This window comes from Actinomyces sp. Z5, assembly GCF_003287795.1.
GTDB lineage: Bacteria > Actinomycetota > Actinomycetes > Actinomycetales > Actinomycetaceae > Actinomyces > Actinomyces glycerinitolerans.
The window spans coordinates 23,788-39,540 of sequence record NZ_QMIN01000015.1 but is presented as its reverse complement, the minus strand read 5'-3'; the positions used below and the strand labels follow the sequence as shown (position 1 = coordinate 39,540).

The 15,753-nt window shown below is 67.9% G+C and carries 14 protein-coding genes and 1 pseudogene; 11 read left to right on the top strand and 4 right to left on the bottom strand.

Annotation, left to right across the window (positions count from 1 at the left end; genetic code table 11):
- The 7 genes and pseudogenes from DRB06_RS01820 to DRB06_RS01790 all read left to right on the top strand — a co-directional run.
- Positions 1 to 276: pseudogene (locus tag DRB06_RS01820) on the top strand (IS1634 family transposase); the annotation flags it as partial.
- A gap of 939 nt (positions 277 to 1,215) precedes the next feature.
- A complete protein-coding gene (locus tag DRB06_RS01815) occupies positions 1,216 to 2,016 on the top strand; it encodes a (Fe-S)-binding protein (protein ID WP_111818988.1) in 801 nt (266 codons plus the stop codon).
- Complete coding sequence (locus DRB06_RS01810) at positions 2,016 to 3,596, top strand: LutB/LldF family L-lactate oxidation iron-sulfur protein (RefSeq protein WP_111818987.1); 1,581 nt, start codon at positions 2,016 to 2,018, stop codon at positions 3,594 to 3,596. Before DRB06_RS01815 ends, DRB06_RS01810 begins: the two co-directional genes overlap by 1 nt.
- Positions 3,596 to 4,249, top strand: a complete 654-nt coding sequence (locus DRB06_RS01805; RefSeq protein WP_092606548.1) for an LUD domain-containing protein — start codon at positions 3,596 to 3,598, stop codon at positions 4,247 to 4,249. The genes DRB06_RS01810 and DRB06_RS01805 overlap by 1 nt, the downstream gene beginning before the upstream one ends.
- 52 nt (positions 4,250 to 4,301) lie before the next feature.
- Positions 4,302 to 5,099 carry a DeoR/GlpR family DNA-binding transcription regulator gene (locus tag DRB06_RS01800; RefSeq protein ID WP_111818986.1) on the top strand — a complete coding sequence of 266 codons (798 nt, stop codon included), beginning with the start codon at positions 4,302 to 4,304 and terminating at the stop codon, positions 5,097 to 5,099.
- A 327-nt stretch (positions 5,100 to 5,426) separates the two neighbouring features.
- On the top strand, positions 5,427 to 6,740 hold the full coding sequence (locus tag DRB06_RS01795; protein WP_092606554.1) for an MFS transporter: 1,314 nt from the start codon (positions 5,427 to 5,429) through the stop codon (positions 6,738 to 6,740).
- Between the two features lie 89 nt (positions 6,741 to 6,829).
- Positions 6,830 to 8,272, top strand: coding sequence for a mannitol dehydrogenase family protein (locus tag DRB06_RS01790; RefSeq protein WP_111818985.1), 1,443 nt, complete (start codon positions 6,830 to 6,832; stop codon positions 8,270 to 8,272).
- A gap of 171 nt (positions 8,273 to 8,443) precedes the next feature.
- On the opposite strand, the gene DRB06_RS01785 is transcribed toward DRB06_RS01790, so the two are convergent.
- The 4 genes from DRB06_RS01785 to DRB06_RS01775 all read right to left on the bottom strand — a co-directional run bounded on the left by DRB06_RS01785 (position 8,444) and on the right by DRB06_RS01775 (position 11,870).
- Entirely contained in the window at positions 8,444 to 9,925 is a 1,482-nt protein-coding gene (locus DRB06_RS01785; RefSeq protein ID WP_108965858.1) for a PTS ascorbate transporter subunit IIC, read from the bottom strand.
- Positions 9,922 to 10,194: a PTS sugar transporter subunit IIB gene (locus DRB06_RS15980; RefSeq protein ID WP_181575159.1), complete on the bottom strand. Its 273-nt coding sequence runs from the start codon at positions 10,192 to 10,194 to the stop codon at positions 9,922 to 9,924. The genes DRB06_RS01785 and DRB06_RS15980 overlap by 4 nt, the downstream gene beginning before the upstream one ends.
- The gene (locus tag DRB06_RS15975; RefSeq protein ID WP_181575158.1) at positions 10,191 to 10,682 is read right to left on the bottom strand and encodes a PTS sugar transporter subunit IIA; all 492 of its coding nucleotides are present in this window, start codon (positions 10,680 to 10,682) and stop codon (positions 10,191 to 10,193) included. The genes DRB06_RS15980 and DRB06_RS15975 overlap by 4 nt, the downstream gene beginning before the upstream one ends.
- 66 nt (positions 10,683 to 10,748) lie before the next feature.
- Entirely contained in the window at positions 10,749 to 11,870 is a 1,122-nt protein-coding gene (locus DRB06_RS01775; protein ID WP_159097618.1) for an ROK family protein, read from the bottom strand.
- A gap of 285 nt (positions 11,871 to 12,155) precedes the next feature.
- On the opposite strand from DRB06_RS01775, the gene DRB06_RS01770 reads away from it, so the two are divergent.
- From DRB06_RS01770 to DRB06_RS15965, 4 genes are all read left to right on the top strand, one after another.
- Positions 12,156 to 12,818, top strand: a complete 663-nt coding sequence (locus DRB06_RS01770; RefSeq protein WP_108965856.1) for an ATP-binding protein — start codon at positions 12,156 to 12,158, stop codon at positions 12,816 to 12,818.
- A 158-nt stretch (positions 12,819 to 12,976) separates the two neighbouring features.
- Entirely contained in the window at positions 12,977 to 13,483 is a 507-nt protein-coding gene (locus tag DRB06_RS01765; RefSeq protein WP_258522111.1) for a pentapeptide repeat-containing protein, read from the top strand.
- A 349-nt stretch (positions 13,484 to 13,832) separates the two neighbouring features.
- Positions 13,833 to 14,426: a DUF6318 family protein gene (locus DRB06_RS15970; protein WP_181575157.1), complete on the top strand. Its 594-nt coding sequence runs from the start codon at positions 13,833 to 13,835 to the stop codon at positions 14,424 to 14,426.
- Positions 14,427 to 14,698: 272 nt separating this feature from the next.
- On the top strand, positions 14,699 to 15,268 hold the full coding sequence (locus DRB06_RS15965) for a zinc transporter (protein ID WP_159097617.1): 570 nt from the start codon (positions 14,699 to 14,701) through the stop codon (positions 15,266 to 15,268).
- Positions 15,269 to 15,753: the final 485 nt, after the last annotated feature.

Sequence of the window (15,753 nt, the reverse complement as noted above, 5' to 3'; positions counted from 1 at the left end):
CACTTGCGCATGAGCAAGCACGACCTGCGGGCCAGGCCCGTCTTCCACCACACCCACGACGCCATCCAGGCCCATCTCACCGTGGTGATGGCATCCCTGGCCGTCGCCCGCCACCTACAACAAGCCACCGGTGTGAGCATCAAACGGCTCGTCCGCGAACTCAAACCACTCCAAGAAGTCACAATCACCATCAACGGCCACCACATCACCGCCCAACCCCAGACCACCCAGACCGCACAGCAAATCCTCAACAACCTGAACGCCGCAGGGCACTAAACTGGCACGACTCAGGCCCGATGCAAGCGGCTCAGCTGAACCACTTGCTGAGGGCATCCACAAGGACACCAATGGCCCGGACCAGGTCAGCTTTCGCTCAGCTGCCGGGCCATTCCCTTGCCCCTGCGGACTTTGGCATGTCGGCCCCTCGGCTTGGACACGGCCACCACCTCCTCCCTGGCTCCTGCCTTCCCGGCCAAGGACATGAGGCGATCCGAGAGAAGGTGCCGAAGCAGGCTGTTCCAGCACAGGTGACGGGAACGACACGAATCGGTACGGTCCGGGCGGTCAACCGCCTGGTGGCGCACTCACCCGCACAGCGCCGGGAACACCATCGGGGTTTGCTGCCGCCATCTCCCGCAGTCCGCTCTCTACTACGCCACTTCGGTGTTGGGTACGCCGGTTAGCGGTTGATTGAAGGCCTCACAGGCGTACAACCAACCGCTAACTGGCGTAGTAGAGGCCGATCCGGCGTAGTAAAGAACGGCTTCCCCGGCGTCCGGCAACCAGGAGCCGCGGCCACGCCATCGGCCAACAACCATCCCGCCGACCGACGGCGGCCGGCTCCATCCCACCGGGGCGTTACCACAGCCACCCGCCGGGACTCCGGCGCCTGCGCCGCTTCACCGAGCCCCCGGACCGGCAGGGCGAGTGCAGCGTTGCTGACGGTGGCACCTGCGCTGCTTCGCCCTGGCGCCGACTTGGTCGCAGGTGAGGAAAACCGAAGGGCGGGCTTGCGCAATGAGATCCCCGACATGCCCGTGACGCCGCCGGAACCGGCCGCGCGGCGACCCCCACAGTTCCCACTTTCCGGCGTGATACCAGGCTTCCCCGAGCGATCACCAAGGTTCCCCATACAGGCGGTGGAGCGACCCCGGTCACTGCCCTAATCTGGTCACGGTTACGCCAAAGCTGTCGTGGAGGAAAGGACCCCAACCCGTGCGCATAGCACTATTCGCCACGTGTCTGGCAGACACGATGTTCCCCCAGGCCGCGCAGGCCACCGTCACCATTCTCGAACGTCTCGGCCACGAGGTCGTCTTCCCCCAGGGGCAGGCCTGCTGCGGCCAGATGCACGCCAACACCGGCTACTTCAAGCAGGCCGCCTCCATCGTGGAGAACCACGTCAAGACCTTCGAGCCCGTCCTGGACGGGGAGTGGGACGCCGTCGTCGTCCCCTCCGGGTCCTGCGCGGGGGCCGCCCGGCACGAGCAGCGGCTGGTGGCCGAGCACGTGGGCGACGCCGCCCTGGTCAAGCGGGTGGACGCCCTGAGCAAGTACACCTACGACATCTCCGAGTTCCTCGTCGACGTACTCGGCCTGGAGGACGTGGGCGCCTACTTCCCGCACACGGTCACCTACCACCCCACCTGCCACTCCATGCGGGTGGCGCACGTCGGCGACCGCCCCTACCGGCTGCTGCGGGCCGTCGAGGGCCTGACCCTCATCGAGCTTCCCGATGAGAAGGTGTGCTGCGGCTTCGGCGGCACCTTCTCCATCAAGAACTCCGACACCTCCACCGCCATGGTCGCGGACAAGGCCGCCAACGTCATGTCCACCGGCGCCGAGGTGCTGTGCACCGGCGACTACTCCTGCCTCATGAACATCGGCGGGGCCCTGTCCCGCGTCAACTCCGGCGTGCGCGTCATGCACCTGGCGGAGATTCTCGCCTCCACCAAGGAAGCCCCGTTCGAGGGCCACGTCTCCTTCCAGCCCAGCAAGGATCAGGTGCGACTGTAATGACCCAGACGTTTCTAGGCATGCCCGCCTCCGCCCCCGACGAGCAGCCCCACACCGGTGGCTGGCGCACCAATGTCGCGGTCCCGCAGGACACGCTGCGCTGGGGCCACACCTTCCCCGAGGGCGCCCACAAGACCCTCGCCAACACCCAGATGCGCCGCAACCTGGGCCACGCCACCCGCACCATCCGCAACAAGCGGCAAATGCGCGTGGACGAGATGCCCGACTGGGAGGACCTGCGCAACGCGGCGGAGGCCGTCAAGTTCGAGGTCGCCTCCCGCCTTCCGGAACTGTTGGAGCAGTTCGAGGCCAATGTGACCGCCAACGGCGGCATCGTCCACTGGGCCCGCGACGCCGCCGAGGCCAACCGGATCGTCGCCGACATCATCAAGTCCAAGGGCGTGGACGACGTCGTCAAGATCAAGTCGATGGCCACCCAGGAGACCAACCTCAACGAGTACCTGGCGGACGAGGGCATCACCGCGCACGAGACCGACCTGGCCGAGATGATCGTCCAGCTCGCCGACGACATGCCCTCCCACATCGTGGTTCCGGCCATCCACCGCAACCGCTCCGAGGTGCGCGGCATCTTCCTGGACCGCATGGGCGACGCCCCCGAGAACCTCTCTGACAACCCGCAGGAGCTCACCGCCGCCGCGCGTGCACACCTGCGCCGCAAGTTCCTGCACGCCAAGGTGGCCGTCTCCGGCACCAATATGGGCATCGCGGAAACGGGCACGGTCTCGATCTTCGAGTCCGAGGGCAACGGGCGCATGTGCCTGACCCTGCCGGACACGCTGATCACCCTCATGGGCATCGAGAAGTTGGTCCCCCGCTACCAGGACGCGGAGATCTTCACCCAGCTGCTGCCCCGCTCCGCCACCGGCGAGCGCATGAACCCCTACACCTCCATGTGGACGGGCGTCACCCCCGGTGACGGCCCCCAGGAGTTCCACCTCATCCTCATGGACAACGGCCGCACCAAGGTGCTCACCGACCCGATCGGCAGGCAGGCGCTGGCCTGCATCCGCTGCGGCTCGTGCATGAACATCTGCCCGGTCTACCAGCACACCGGCGGCCACGCCTACGGCTCGGTCTACCCCGGCCCGATCGGCTCGATCCTCACCCCTCAGCTCACGCAGGGGCTCGACGACGACGATCCGGTCCACACCCTGCCCTTCGCCTCCTCCCTGTGCGGGGCCTGCGCGGAGGTGTGCCCGGTCAAGATCGACATTCCCACCATCCTCATCCACCTGCGCGCCCGCAGCGTGGACGTCAAGCGCCGCCTGGTGCCGGACATGTGGGATGTGGCCATGAACGCCACGGCGCCGATCATGTCCAACGGCAAGGCCTGGCTGGCCGCCACCGAGGGGGTCAAGGCCACGCGCCTGCTCGGGAAGGACGGGCGGATCGGCGCCCTGCCGTTCCCCGCCTCGCTGTGGACGCGCTCACGCGACCTGCCCGTGGCTCCCAAGGAGTCGCTGCGGCACTGGTGGAAGCGCACTCACCCGGACGGCGTCACCCCCGCCCGTACGGTTGCCGACGCCGCCGCACAGCCCATCCCCGAGGAGAACCGCTGATGGATGCCAAGACCGCAATACTCGCCCGCGCCCGCGAGGCCATCTCCCGCTCCCAGCAGGGCCGGCCCGTGCGGGATATCCCCCGCAACTACATCCGGGTGGGCGCCGACGCCCCCGGCTCCGAGCCGGTGGTGGCAGACATGGTCGAGAAGCTCGAGGACTACTCCGCCAAGGTGGTGCTGGCGCCCAAGGACGCCGCCGTCCTGGACGCCATCGATGAGCTGCTCGGGGCGGCCACGAACGTCGTCGTCCCCGCCGGGCTGCCGCAGGCCTACAAGGAGGCGGCCGCGCGCGGCGGGCGCACGGTGCGCGAGGACTCGCGGGAGGAGCCGATCCCGACCCTGGAGCTCGACCAGATCGACGCGGTGCTGACCTGCTCGCGCGTGGGGATCTCCCTGTCGGGCACGATCTGCCTGGACGGCGAGCCCGACCAGGGGCGGCGCGCCATCACCCTGGTGCCGGACAAGCACGTGGTGGTCCTGGAGCGGGAGATGATCATGCCGACGGTACCGCAGGCGGTGGACGTGCTCGGGCAGCACCCGACGCGCCCGACCACCTGGATCGCCGGCGGCTCGGCCACCTCCGACATCGAGCTGGTGCGCGTCAACGGCGTGCACGGCCCGCGCAACCTGGGCGTCGTCATCGCGCACTGACGCCCCGCGCGGGAGGCACTTGCACCCCGATGCAACCCTGCGACGCACGGCCATGACCACTGGTACCCCTGATCCGCTCTCGGCGCGCGCGGACACCCGCGCGCGCCGGGAGGCGCTCATCCGCGAGCTGCGTGAACGCGGCGAGATGGAGGTCTCCGAGCTCCCGGAGCGCTTCGGGGTATCCGTGGAGACCATTCGCCGAGATCTGCGCCAACTGGAGTCAAGCGGCCGCATTATCCGCACCTACGGGCGGGTCACGGCCGCCGAGTCCGCCACCTACGAGACCAGCCGCGCCTTCCGTTCCAGCCACCACACCGACGAGAAGGACCGCATCGCCCGGGCGGCCGCCGCCTGCCTGGGGCACGCAGAAACGGTGTTCCTCGACGAGGGCAACCAGCCGCTGCTGGTCGGACGGTCGCTTCCCGTCGACCGCCCCCTCACCGTGGTGACCACCTCCCTGCCCACGGCGCTCGAACTGGCCGAGCGACCGCGCTACACCGTGATCACCGTCGGCGGCCGGATCCGGCCCACCACGCTGGGCGCCGTCGGTCACTGGGCCACCACCATGCTGGAACAGATGGAACCGGATCTGGCCTTCATCGGCGCCAACGGCGTCACCGACGCGGGCTGGCTGACCACCCCGGATCCGGCCGTGGCCGCGGTCAAGGAGGCGGCGCTGGCGGTCGCCCGTCGCGCGGTATTCGTCGGCAACCACACGAAGTTCGGCCATTCCACCTTCGTTCGCTTCGGGCACGTGCGCGCACTGGAGCGCATCATCACCGGCAGGGAGCTGCGGAGGGCGACGGCGCGGCGGCTGGGCTCCTTCGGACCGCAGGTGGACCGGGTCTGAGTTGAAGCGGAGTGTCTGACTCAGCGCGGTGTCCGACAGCCGCCGACACTCGACATGGCATCGACGACCGCTCGCAAGTTTGCCCCGCTCTGGTCGTGACTCGGGGTGAACATTGTCGGAAACGGTCACCAGCGCGTCCGGATTCGGTAAACTCCGACCCTATTCGGTCGCCTTGATCCGCGTCATCCGGGCATTTCCGGAGTCGGACACCGGCAAACTGCACGCCCGCAACCGGTCACCGAGGCGGTCACCGCTCGGTCCCACACTTGATGCCACCGGCGAAGGACGCCGGCCCCTGAAACAGCGACCAAAGGTGATCGAGCAACGATGCCCTCCTCCAACAGGCTCATAGCAGCCATACAGAAGACTGGATTCCCCACCAACCTCGCCACCGGATTCCTGGCGGTCATCATCTTCGTGATCGGTGACGGCATCGAGGCGGTGTGGATCACCAACTACCTGTCCAGCGACGCCGTCGGCTTCGCCGTCTCCCAGGCCTCAATGATCGTCACCTCCTACGGGGTGGTCGTCGCCATTGCGGCCTTCCTGTCCGGCGCCCTGTGTGACGCGATCGGTTGCCGGCGGGTGATGCTGATCGGCCTGGTGTCATTCCTGGTGTTCGACGCGCTGTTCATCGCCGTGGGCCTGCCCAGTCACAATCTGCCGCTGCTGCTCCTGTTCTATGGGTTCCGCGGCTTCGGCTACCCCATGTTCGCCTACGGGTTCCTCACCTGGACCATGATGGTGACCCCGCCCGCCCGGCAGTCCTCGGTCTCCGGCTGGTTCTGGTTCGCCTTCAGCCTGGGCATGCAGCTGCTCGGCTCCTACTTCTCCAGCCTGCTGCTGCCGCACATCGGCCACATCGCCACCCTCTGGCTCGGTTGGATCCTGGCGGCCGTGGGCGGCGTGATCGGCATGCTGTTCCTGCGGCTGCACCCCTCCTCGGCGCAGACCCGCGGCAAGTCCGTGGTGGAGTCCGTCGGCTCAGCCGTGTCCGTGCTGTGGCGCTACCCGAAGGTCTCCATTGGCGGGATCGTCAAGGTCATCAACCTCTCCGGCCAGTACGGCATGCAGGCCTACTACGTGGTCTACCTGCACAAGGTGTACGGCATGCCCGAGTCCCAGGCGATCCTTGAGTTCTCCATCTTCGGCTTCGTGGCCATCCTCGGCGACGTCTTCTGGGGCGTGGTCGGCGACAAGCTCGGCTGGCGCAACACCCTGCAGTGGTTCGCCACCCCGATTACGGCCGCGGCGCTGGCGTACATCTACCTGATCCCGATCGTCGCCGGACCGAACTTCTTCCTCATCGCCCTGGGCACCTCCGCCGTCGGCATCGGCCTGAGCGCCCACGTGCCGACCACGCCGCTGATCACCGCCCACGCCCACGGGGAGACCGGCAACGCACTGGCCATCCTCAACCTCGGCGCCGGCCTGGGCGCCTTCGTGGGCCCGGCCATCGTCACCCTGCTCATGGGCGATGAGACCACCGCCGGCGGCTACCTGTGGGTGGCCATGGCGCTGGCCGGAATCTACGTCGTCTCCTTCTTCCTGTGCTTCGCCCTGAAGCTGCCCGGCAACGCCCGCATCCTGGAGACCTTCGACGACGACGTCGATGCCCGTAAGGAGGCGGTCAAGGCCTGACCCGCACGCAGCCCGCCACACCAAAGTCACCCGGCAAGCCCACGCACCGACAAGATACTGATTCACCATCAAAGACAAGGATGTCCATCATGACCACCACACTCGCCGCCTCCCCGCTCGCCCCCGCCTACGACCGCTCCGCCCTGACCACCGGAATCGTGCACATGGGCGTGGGCGGCTTCCACCGCGCCCACCAGGCCATGTACCTCGACCGGCTCATGCGCAACGGCAAGGCCCTGGACTGGGGCATCTGCGGGGTCGGCCTGCTGCCCCAGGACGCGCGCATGCGGGACGCCCTGACCGGCCAGGACTACCTGTACAGCCTGACCCTCAAGCACCCCGACGGCCACCACGAGCCGGCCATCATCGGCTCCATCTGCGACTACCGCTTCGCCCCCGAGGACCGTGCCGGGGTGCTGGAGGTGATGACGGCGCCGACCACCCGGATCGTCTCCCTGACCGTGACCGAGGGCGGCTACAACATCGACGACGCCACCGGCGCCTTCCGCGCCGAGGCGCCCGGGGCCGCCCACGACGCCGCCCACCCCCACGAGCCGGAGACCTCCTTCGGCTACATCGTGGAGGCGCTGCGGCTGCGCCGCGAGGCCGGCACCGCCCCGTTCACGGTGATGAGCTGCGACAACCTTCCCGGCAACGGGAGGATCGCCCGCACCGCCGTCGTCGCCCAGGCGCGCCTGTCCGACCCGGAACTGGCCGACTGGATCGACGCCAACGTCGCCTTCCCCAACTGCATGGTCGACCGCATCACCCCGCAGACCACCCCCGCCGACATTGAGGAGGTGCGCGCCGAACTGGATGTGGAGGACGCGTGGCCGGTGGTGGCCGAGCCCTTCACCCAGTGGGTGCTGGAGGACGACTTCCCGGCCGGACGCCCGCCCTATGAGGAGGTCGGGGTGCAGATGGTCGACGACGTCGTCCCCTATGAGCTGATGAAGCTGCGGCTGCTGAACGCCTCCCACCAGGGCCTGGCGCACTGGGGCCGGCTGCTGGGCATGGAGTACGCGCACACGGCCGCCGCCGACCCCGACATTGCCGCCTGGGTGCGTGCCTTCCTGGAGCGCGAGGCGCGGCCGCGGCTGCTGCCGGTGCCGGGCATCGACTTGGACGAGTACATCGACACGCTCTTCGAGCGCTTCACCAATGAGGCGATCGCGGACACGCTGCTGCGGCTGGCGCAGTTCGGCCCCTCCGGCATGCCGAAGTTCGTGCTGCCGACCGTGCGCGACAACCTCGCCGCGGGCGGGCCGATCCGCCTGGGCGCGGCCATGTGCGCCGCCTGGTCGCTGGGGGTGCTCGGCACCGACGAGAACGGTGAGGCGATCCCTGTGGCCGACGACCTGCGGCCCTTCGCCGAGAAGCAGGAGGCGGGCGACGAGCTCGGCTTCATCGGCAACCGGGAGATCTTCGGCGACCTGGCCGACGACGAGCGCTTCCGCACCGCCTACATCGAGGAGCTGGCGGCGCTCAAGCGCGAGGGTGCCCGCGCCCGCATGCGCGCCCTGCTCGCCTGAGCCATCACCGGCCCCCCTTCACCGAGGTCGGTAGACGTTACGTGCCGAGATCGGTCGAGACGGCTAGCGAGGCCGGCACAAGCCACACACCGCGACCAGTAGTAATGACGGGCCCGACGACTTCCGTCGCCGGGCCCGTCGTGTGCGTCGAATTCAGGCAGCCGCCCTCGGTCAGGCGGCCGCCGCCTTCGCCTTGTTCTCCTCCTGCAGCGCCGCCCGCTCGGATGCGGGCAGCCAGCCGGTGTTCACCAGCCGTACCTGGTACCACCAGGCCACGGCGAACAGGAGGACGCCGAAACCGAGCGCGGTGAGCGAACCGCCGACGGCTCCCAAACGGCTGAGCACGCCCACGATCGAGCCGAACCAGCCGAAGTCGGCGTCACCGAAGGTGGAGTTGGCCAGGCCGAGGGACCCCATGACGGTCAGCAGCGCGGCCGGCAGGAAGGTGATGAGCATGCCGTTGACGAATCCGCCCAGGATCGCGCCCCGGCGCCCGCCGGTGGCATTGCCGAACACCCCGGCACCGCCGCCGTCGAAGAAGTGCGGGACCATGCCGGGCAGGATGAGCGCCATCCCCCAGGCGGGCCCGAACCAGACGGCGATCAGCGCCAGCGAGGCCAGACCGCCCAGGAAGGAGGCGATGAAGCCGATCAGTGAGGCGTTGGGGCCGAAGGGGAAGACGATCGGGATGTCGAGCGCGGGCTTGGCGCCGGGCACCACCCGGTTGGCGATTCCCTGGAAGGCCGGTACCAGTTCACCGAGGATGATGCGCACCCCGTACAGGATGATGCTGACGCCGATCCCGAACTGCAGTGCCTGCGCAAAGGCCGCCATGATGTAGGAGCCGTAGGTGTCGGAGGTCTGCGTCCCCTCGAAGACCGTCATGAGTTCCTCGCGGGGTACGGCGATCATGCCCCAGATGGCGAACACCAGATACAGGACCAGCATGAGCAGGGTCGTTGAGACCATGGAGTCGCGTAGGAAGCGCAGGCCCTGCGGGAACTTCATGTCCTCGGTGGAGCGTGAGCGCTTGCCGACGGCGCTGCCGAGCGCACCAGCCAGCAGGTAGCCGACAGTGTTGAAGTGACCCACGGCCAGCTTGTCATCCCCGGTGACCCGGTTCATGTACGGCTGGGCGAAGGCCGGCATCACCACCATGATGATGCCCATGAGCACCGAGCCGACCACCACCACGAGGGCGGAGTGCCCGGGGCCGAAGCCCACCGACAGGACCACGGCCAGCAGCGTCGACATGAACACCATGTGGTGTCCGGTAAGGAACACGTACTTCAGCGGCGTGAATCTGGCCAGCAGCAGCATCACCAGGAAGCTGAGCACGATGAGATAGGCGGATGTGGTCCCATACTCGCTCGCGGCCTGGGCGGTAATGACCTCGTTGGTCGGGACGACGCCGTGGGCGCCGGTAACCGTGAAGATCAGGTCCCCGAACGGCGCCAGCGCGCTCGTGACCACGGTGGCGCCGGCACCGAGGATCAGATAGCCCATTGCCGCCTTGAGTCCTCCGCCGATGACCTGCCCGGCGGACTTGCGCAGCGCGATCAGGCCGACGGCGGCGACGATGCCGATCAGGTAGGCGGGGACGTTGAGGATCTCCTGGCTGATGAAATCGAGAACCGCGACCAACGCGTTCACTGAGTCTTCTCCTTCAAGGCGGCCTCGATCTCGGAGATGTCGGTGAAGTTGCGGACCACGGCGACCGGCGTGGACAGCCCGGTGAGCTCCTCGGCGAGTTCAGCCGAGGTGATGATCAGATCGGCGCTCTGCGCGGCCCCCTTGGCGGTGCCGATGTCGGAGGTGCTGACCTCCGCGTCAAGGCCGAGCGAGGCCGCGGCCTGCTCGACGTTCATCTTCAGCAGCATCGAGGTGCCGATGCCCATGCCGCAGACGCAGGTGATGTTCATTCTTCTTCCAATCCGGTAGAGGTGGTGGTGTCGGTTGAGTTCGGGTCGAGCAGTGCGCGGAGCGCCGCGGGAGTGGGTGCACGGTCCAACTCGGTGCGAGCGACAGGGTCGGACAGGGCGCGAGCGAGGGCGGCCATGACGTCCAGGTGCTCCCGCTCGTCCTTGGCTGCCAGCCCGATGATGTGGCGCACCGGATCGTTCGGGCTGCCGAAGTCGACGGGGTGTGTCAGCCGCACCCAGCTCATGCCGGTGTGCAGCACCGCCGGGGAGGGCCGCGAGTGCGCCAGGGCGAGACCGGGGGCGATGACGATGTAGGGGCCGTGCTCCTCCACGGCCGCGATCATCTCCTCGGTGTATTCGGGTGTCGCCGCCCCGGAAGCGGTAAGCCCCTCCCCTGCCAGCCGAAGCGCATCACGCCAGTCGATCGCGTCGACGTCGAGTCGGAAGGACGTATCCGGTAAAGCGGTGGACAGAGTGAGAACAGCCATCGTTGCCTCTTCTCGTCATGTGTGCCGGTGGGCTCCGGTGGACACGACGATACCGGCCACAACCCGTTATGTAAAGAGCTTTACAAAACTGTCCTGGTCTGGGCGCCGTGAGGTCACTCGGGTCAGCAGCATGTCCAGATGCGCGGGGGCCGTCAGCAGATCCTGAGCCAACAGCGCCGCCCCGACCACGCCGGCGTCGGCCCCCAGCTGCGCCGACGCGACGACGAGCGGCCGAGTCGCCTCCTGGGGCCCGACGGCTTCCAAGGCGGCGCGCAACGGGTCCAGGAACACCGCTCCGCCGTCGGCGAGGGCGCCGGCGACCACCACCGCGGAGGGATTGAGAACCGCAATGACCGGCGCGAGCGCACGGCCCACGAGTCGCGCCGAAAGCTCAAGTAGCTCGATACTCAGCGAGTCCCCGCGCAGCGCCAGGTCGGCCAGTTCTTCACTACTGCCGACCGTCCAGCCGGCCTCGCTCAGGCGCTCCCGCAGGGCCCAGCCGCCGGCGACCGATTCCAAGCACCCGAATCGCCCGCAGCGGCACTGCCGCCCCTCCGAAATCCGCATGTGCCCGATCTCTCCGGCCGCCCCAGTGGCGCCCGTGCGCACGACGCCATTGATCACGGCAGCCGCGGCGATTCCCTCACCCGCCTTAACCAGGATGATGCCGTCGGGGTTGGACCAGTGCATCCGGTACTCGCCGAGTGCGGTCACCTGCACATCACTGCCCACGGCCACCGGGACGCCGTCGAAATCCTCTTTCAACTCCGCGGCAAGATCGACCCCGTGCCATCCAGGCATGAGCGCCGGGTGGACCAGGCGCCGTGAGACGGGATCGACCGGACCGGGAACACAGACTCCCACACCGAGGACGCTGTCGGCGGCGCCGATCTCCTTGAGCATTGCCTTCAAACGACGGCGGACCCAGGGGAGCACCGTGCCAGGACCGCCAGAGAGGTCCAGTAGCCGGTCATCACGTACCAGGATCGTCCCGGCGAAGTCCGTCACCGCCAGGTTGGTGCGTGAGCTGCCGATGTCGACGGCCAGCAGCACGCCGCAGCCGGGGCGAATTCGGAATACCGTGCGCGGCCTGCCACCGGTCGAGGCGTCCTGCCCGGCCTCGTCCACCAGCCCCGAGCGCAGCAGCACGTCAAGCCGCTTGCCCAACGTGACTCGTGAAAGCTGCATACGATCCTGAAGCTCGGACCGAGTGGTCGCCTCTCCGCGCCGGATCAGCCCGAGGAGTTCACTGGCCTCAGCCTCTCGCACGTTCCCCATGACGCCGCCTCATGTTTGCCCCTCACGGCGATAGTACCCAATTCGCCGCTTTCGACGGCAGCCCCCGGGACAGAGATCGCACGTTCGAATCGCATGCTCGCTTGCCCCGATCCGCCCACTCCGATCTGCATTTGCGTCTGCCGACAACCCCGTCGTTTCCGCCTGCACCCGCCCGGCAGGATAGCCTTGGGTCCCGTGAGCACCCGCGTCATCCTGCTTGCCGGCCCGTCCGGCTCCGGTAAGACCTCCCTGCTACGTCGGTGCGGCGCACACCGCCTCAAACTGGACGACTTCTATCGCGACGGCGATGAGCCGGGCATGCCTCTGCTTGACGGCACGTTCTCAGGCGCCGACGGTGTCAGTCGGGCCGAGGCCATGAGCGCCATAGACTGGGACAACCCGGCCTCCTGGGACGCCGACCGGGCCATGACGGCGATTCTGGAACTGTGTGCCACCGGCTCGACGACTGTGCCCGTGTACTCGATCCGGGACAACGCCACCGTCGACTACACCACCCTCGACGTGGACGCCCTGCCGGCATACGTCGCGGAGGGCGTGTTCGCCGCGGAGCTCGTGGACCGTTGCCGGGAGGCCGGCGTGCTCGCCGACGCGCTCGTGCTGCGGCGCCCGCGCCTGCAGACCTGGTGGTTCCGGCTGCGCCGGGACCTGGCCGAGCATCGCAAGCCCATTCATGTGCTGCTGCGCCGCGGACTGCGACTGGCGCGGGAGGAACCCACCAAGATCGCCGGCTGGGTGGCGAAGGGGTGCCGCCCGGTCGATCGCGCCGAGTGCGAGGCCATCATCACTGAATACCTCAGCGCCGGCGTCCAGCAGTCCCGGGCCGACGACGCCGCCTGAGCCCCGTGTCCGACAGGCATCTCCCCCGGCCGCCCCGCGCGAAACCGATCCGACCGCGGGACCTTGAGTCCGCCGGCGCCGTCGTCCTGCGTGCGGGAGGGTACGTTGACCTAGCCCGGATAAGCGGCGTCGACATCTCTGGGGTGGATCTGCGCGGGTTGGAGCTGGTTGAGTGCGTCCTGGAGGATGTGCGGGCAGACCGCGCCCACCTTGAGGAGTTCCGCCTGGCGGAGTCGCGTGTGGACGGGCTGACGGCCTCCGAGCTGCACGCACAGCGGTCGGTGTGGAGAGAGGTCTCCTGGGAGTTCTCACGGGTCGGAGCCTGCGAATGCCACGATGCGCAGTGGCGCAGCGTGCTGGTCGAGGACTGCCGCATCGGCTTCCTTGGGCTGGGGCGGGCCAATCTGCTGGATGTGCGCCTACGCGGTTGCACGGTGGACACGCTCGACCTGACCGCCGCCACGCTCAACCGAGTGGCTTTTGACGACTGCCGCGTCGGCGAGTTGCGGATCCGGGAGAGTCGACTCAAAGACGTGGACCTGCGGGGACTTCAACTCGAGCAGATCGACGACGCCGCGGGCCTGCGAGGAGCGTGGGTGGGCGCCGATCAACTCGTGGAGCTAGCGCCCGCGCTCGCCGCACATGCGGGCCTAAGAATCATCTAGCGCCCGGCTCCCGCGCCTTTCTAGCTCTCCCCATTCCTCCGCTTCGCCGAGACCGGTGCCGGTGACGTTCCCCGACTGGCGGGAGGCATGTCCCGGCGGCCCGCCGGCTCCGCCGACCGCCCCGGCCCTGGGGTTATCCACAGGGGCCGCGGGCCGGGTGGCGACGACCGCGAGGGTCACGGTACGGTTGCGCAGCATCGGCACGCCGCCGACACCCCACCCGGGCCCTCAACGAGGAGGCCACCCCAACATGCCCACACCCGCCACCACGCCGCACGTCAGCCCATGCCACCAGGCGCGTACTGCCGCACACTCACACACCCCGGCACCAGCGCACCGAGCAGCTCACGTGCGCCGAGCCACGGCGTTGGCCATCTGCCTCACCGTCCTGGGTGCAGGCTGCGCAAACGCCACTAACCGCACCACCTACACCCCCACCTGGACCCCACCCGCCACCGCCAGCGCTAGCGCCACGCCCACACTCTCGCCCGAGGACACCGCCGCCAAAGCCACCGCCCTGGCCATGGAACCACCAGAGGCATACACCCCGGAGTTCACCCCCGAAGGCGCAGCCACCGCAGCCACATACTTCCTCAACCTATTCCCCTACATGTACGCCACTGGCGACCTGGACGCCTGGCAGAACATGAGCGACGACAACTGCGAATTCTGCAATAACGCATTGAATGACGCAACCACATTGCACGAGGCGGGCGGCTGGGCCGACCCGTGGGAGCAGGAGATCACACCCCTGGATGGGTGGGTTGACGACGCGGACCCCAACCGCTACGTCATACGCGCCAACGTCGTTTCCCAGGCACACACCGAACACCCAGGCGCGAGCGCCCCCTCCCGGCAAGTAGAAAAGTCGGAAGGCGTGCTCCTGATCCAGATGTACTGGGATACCGACGATTGGACAGTGGAAGCCGGCGAATCAGAATGAGACACACAAACCTGGCGATAACAACGATTACCACATTACTAGTAGCATCCATCTGGGTGATTCCGTCCGCAATTGCCGACGACAGTGAATCATCTAATCAAATCCACGCTAAAGCGGTCGCAAATTCGGTGACGGTTACTGGTGACACGTCGTATCAGGTGTTCGCGTTTGCGCCGGGTGGGCCGGCCGCAGCGAACACCGCTGTCGGGGGCGGCGTATTCAATGAGCATGCCGCCCAAGTTGCCCAACTACGCTACCTAGCCTGCATTGGCATGAGAACCAGCGTGAATACCGGTGTGGGGGCCTTCCTCCTCAACCCCGCCGACTGCGACACAGACGCCGCCCCCACAACCACCGCCCAAGCAGCGGACGGCACCATGGTGGCAATTACCGTCACCGCCACCGACGTGTCCACCCTCCTAGCCGACGGGTCCGGTATCACCCGCCAACCCCCAGGCCCGGAAGTACTACTGACCAAAGACTTCATCGTCTACACCAACCCCGACACCCAAACCCTCACAACCACCATCGCCGGCACCGAGGTCACCATCCACGCCACCCCCACCACCTACACCTGGAACTGGGGCGACAACACCACCACAACCACCACCGACCCCGGAGCCCCCTGGCCAAACCAAACCGTCACCCACCAATACACCACCACCGCCCAAGGCGTAACCACCACCCTGACCACCACCTGGCAAGCCACCTACACCCCCACCGGCGGCACCACCACCCCCGTAGTCGGCACCATCACCACCACCAACACCACCACCGCCTACAACATCGTCCGCACCACCACCTACCTCACCGACCAAGCCGAAACCCAACAAGGACACTAAACAGGCTCTTCTCGTTTGTGGGCGTGGCGGTTCGGGCACTGGTTGCAACGCCGGAGGTCGTTCTCGGGTGCGGGAGGTCGTCTTCGGGTCGGCGAGGTCGTACTCGGTGGGTGCCGGCCTGCCGAACACGACCTCTTCATCCCCAAACCCTCCACATTCGGGAGGATTTCGGGCCGACGAGGACGTCTTGGCCGAACCCAGGACGTCCTCGGGCCGATGGGGACGTCCTCGGGCCGATGGGGACGTTCTCGGGCGAACCAGGACGTTCTCGGGCACACCGGGTCGTCCTCGGGCCAAGGAGGACGTCTTCAGGCCAAGAAGGTCGTCTCTGGGGGCGGGGACGTTCTCGGGTTGGCGGTGTTGGCGACCGCGGACGAATCGTTGGAGTCGTCGGAATCATGCGGATCCCGCAGGCGCGGGGCCCAGATGGATGGCTCCCCGCGCATCTGGGCGGGCGGGCCCCGCAGGCGCAGGGGTGTGCCTAC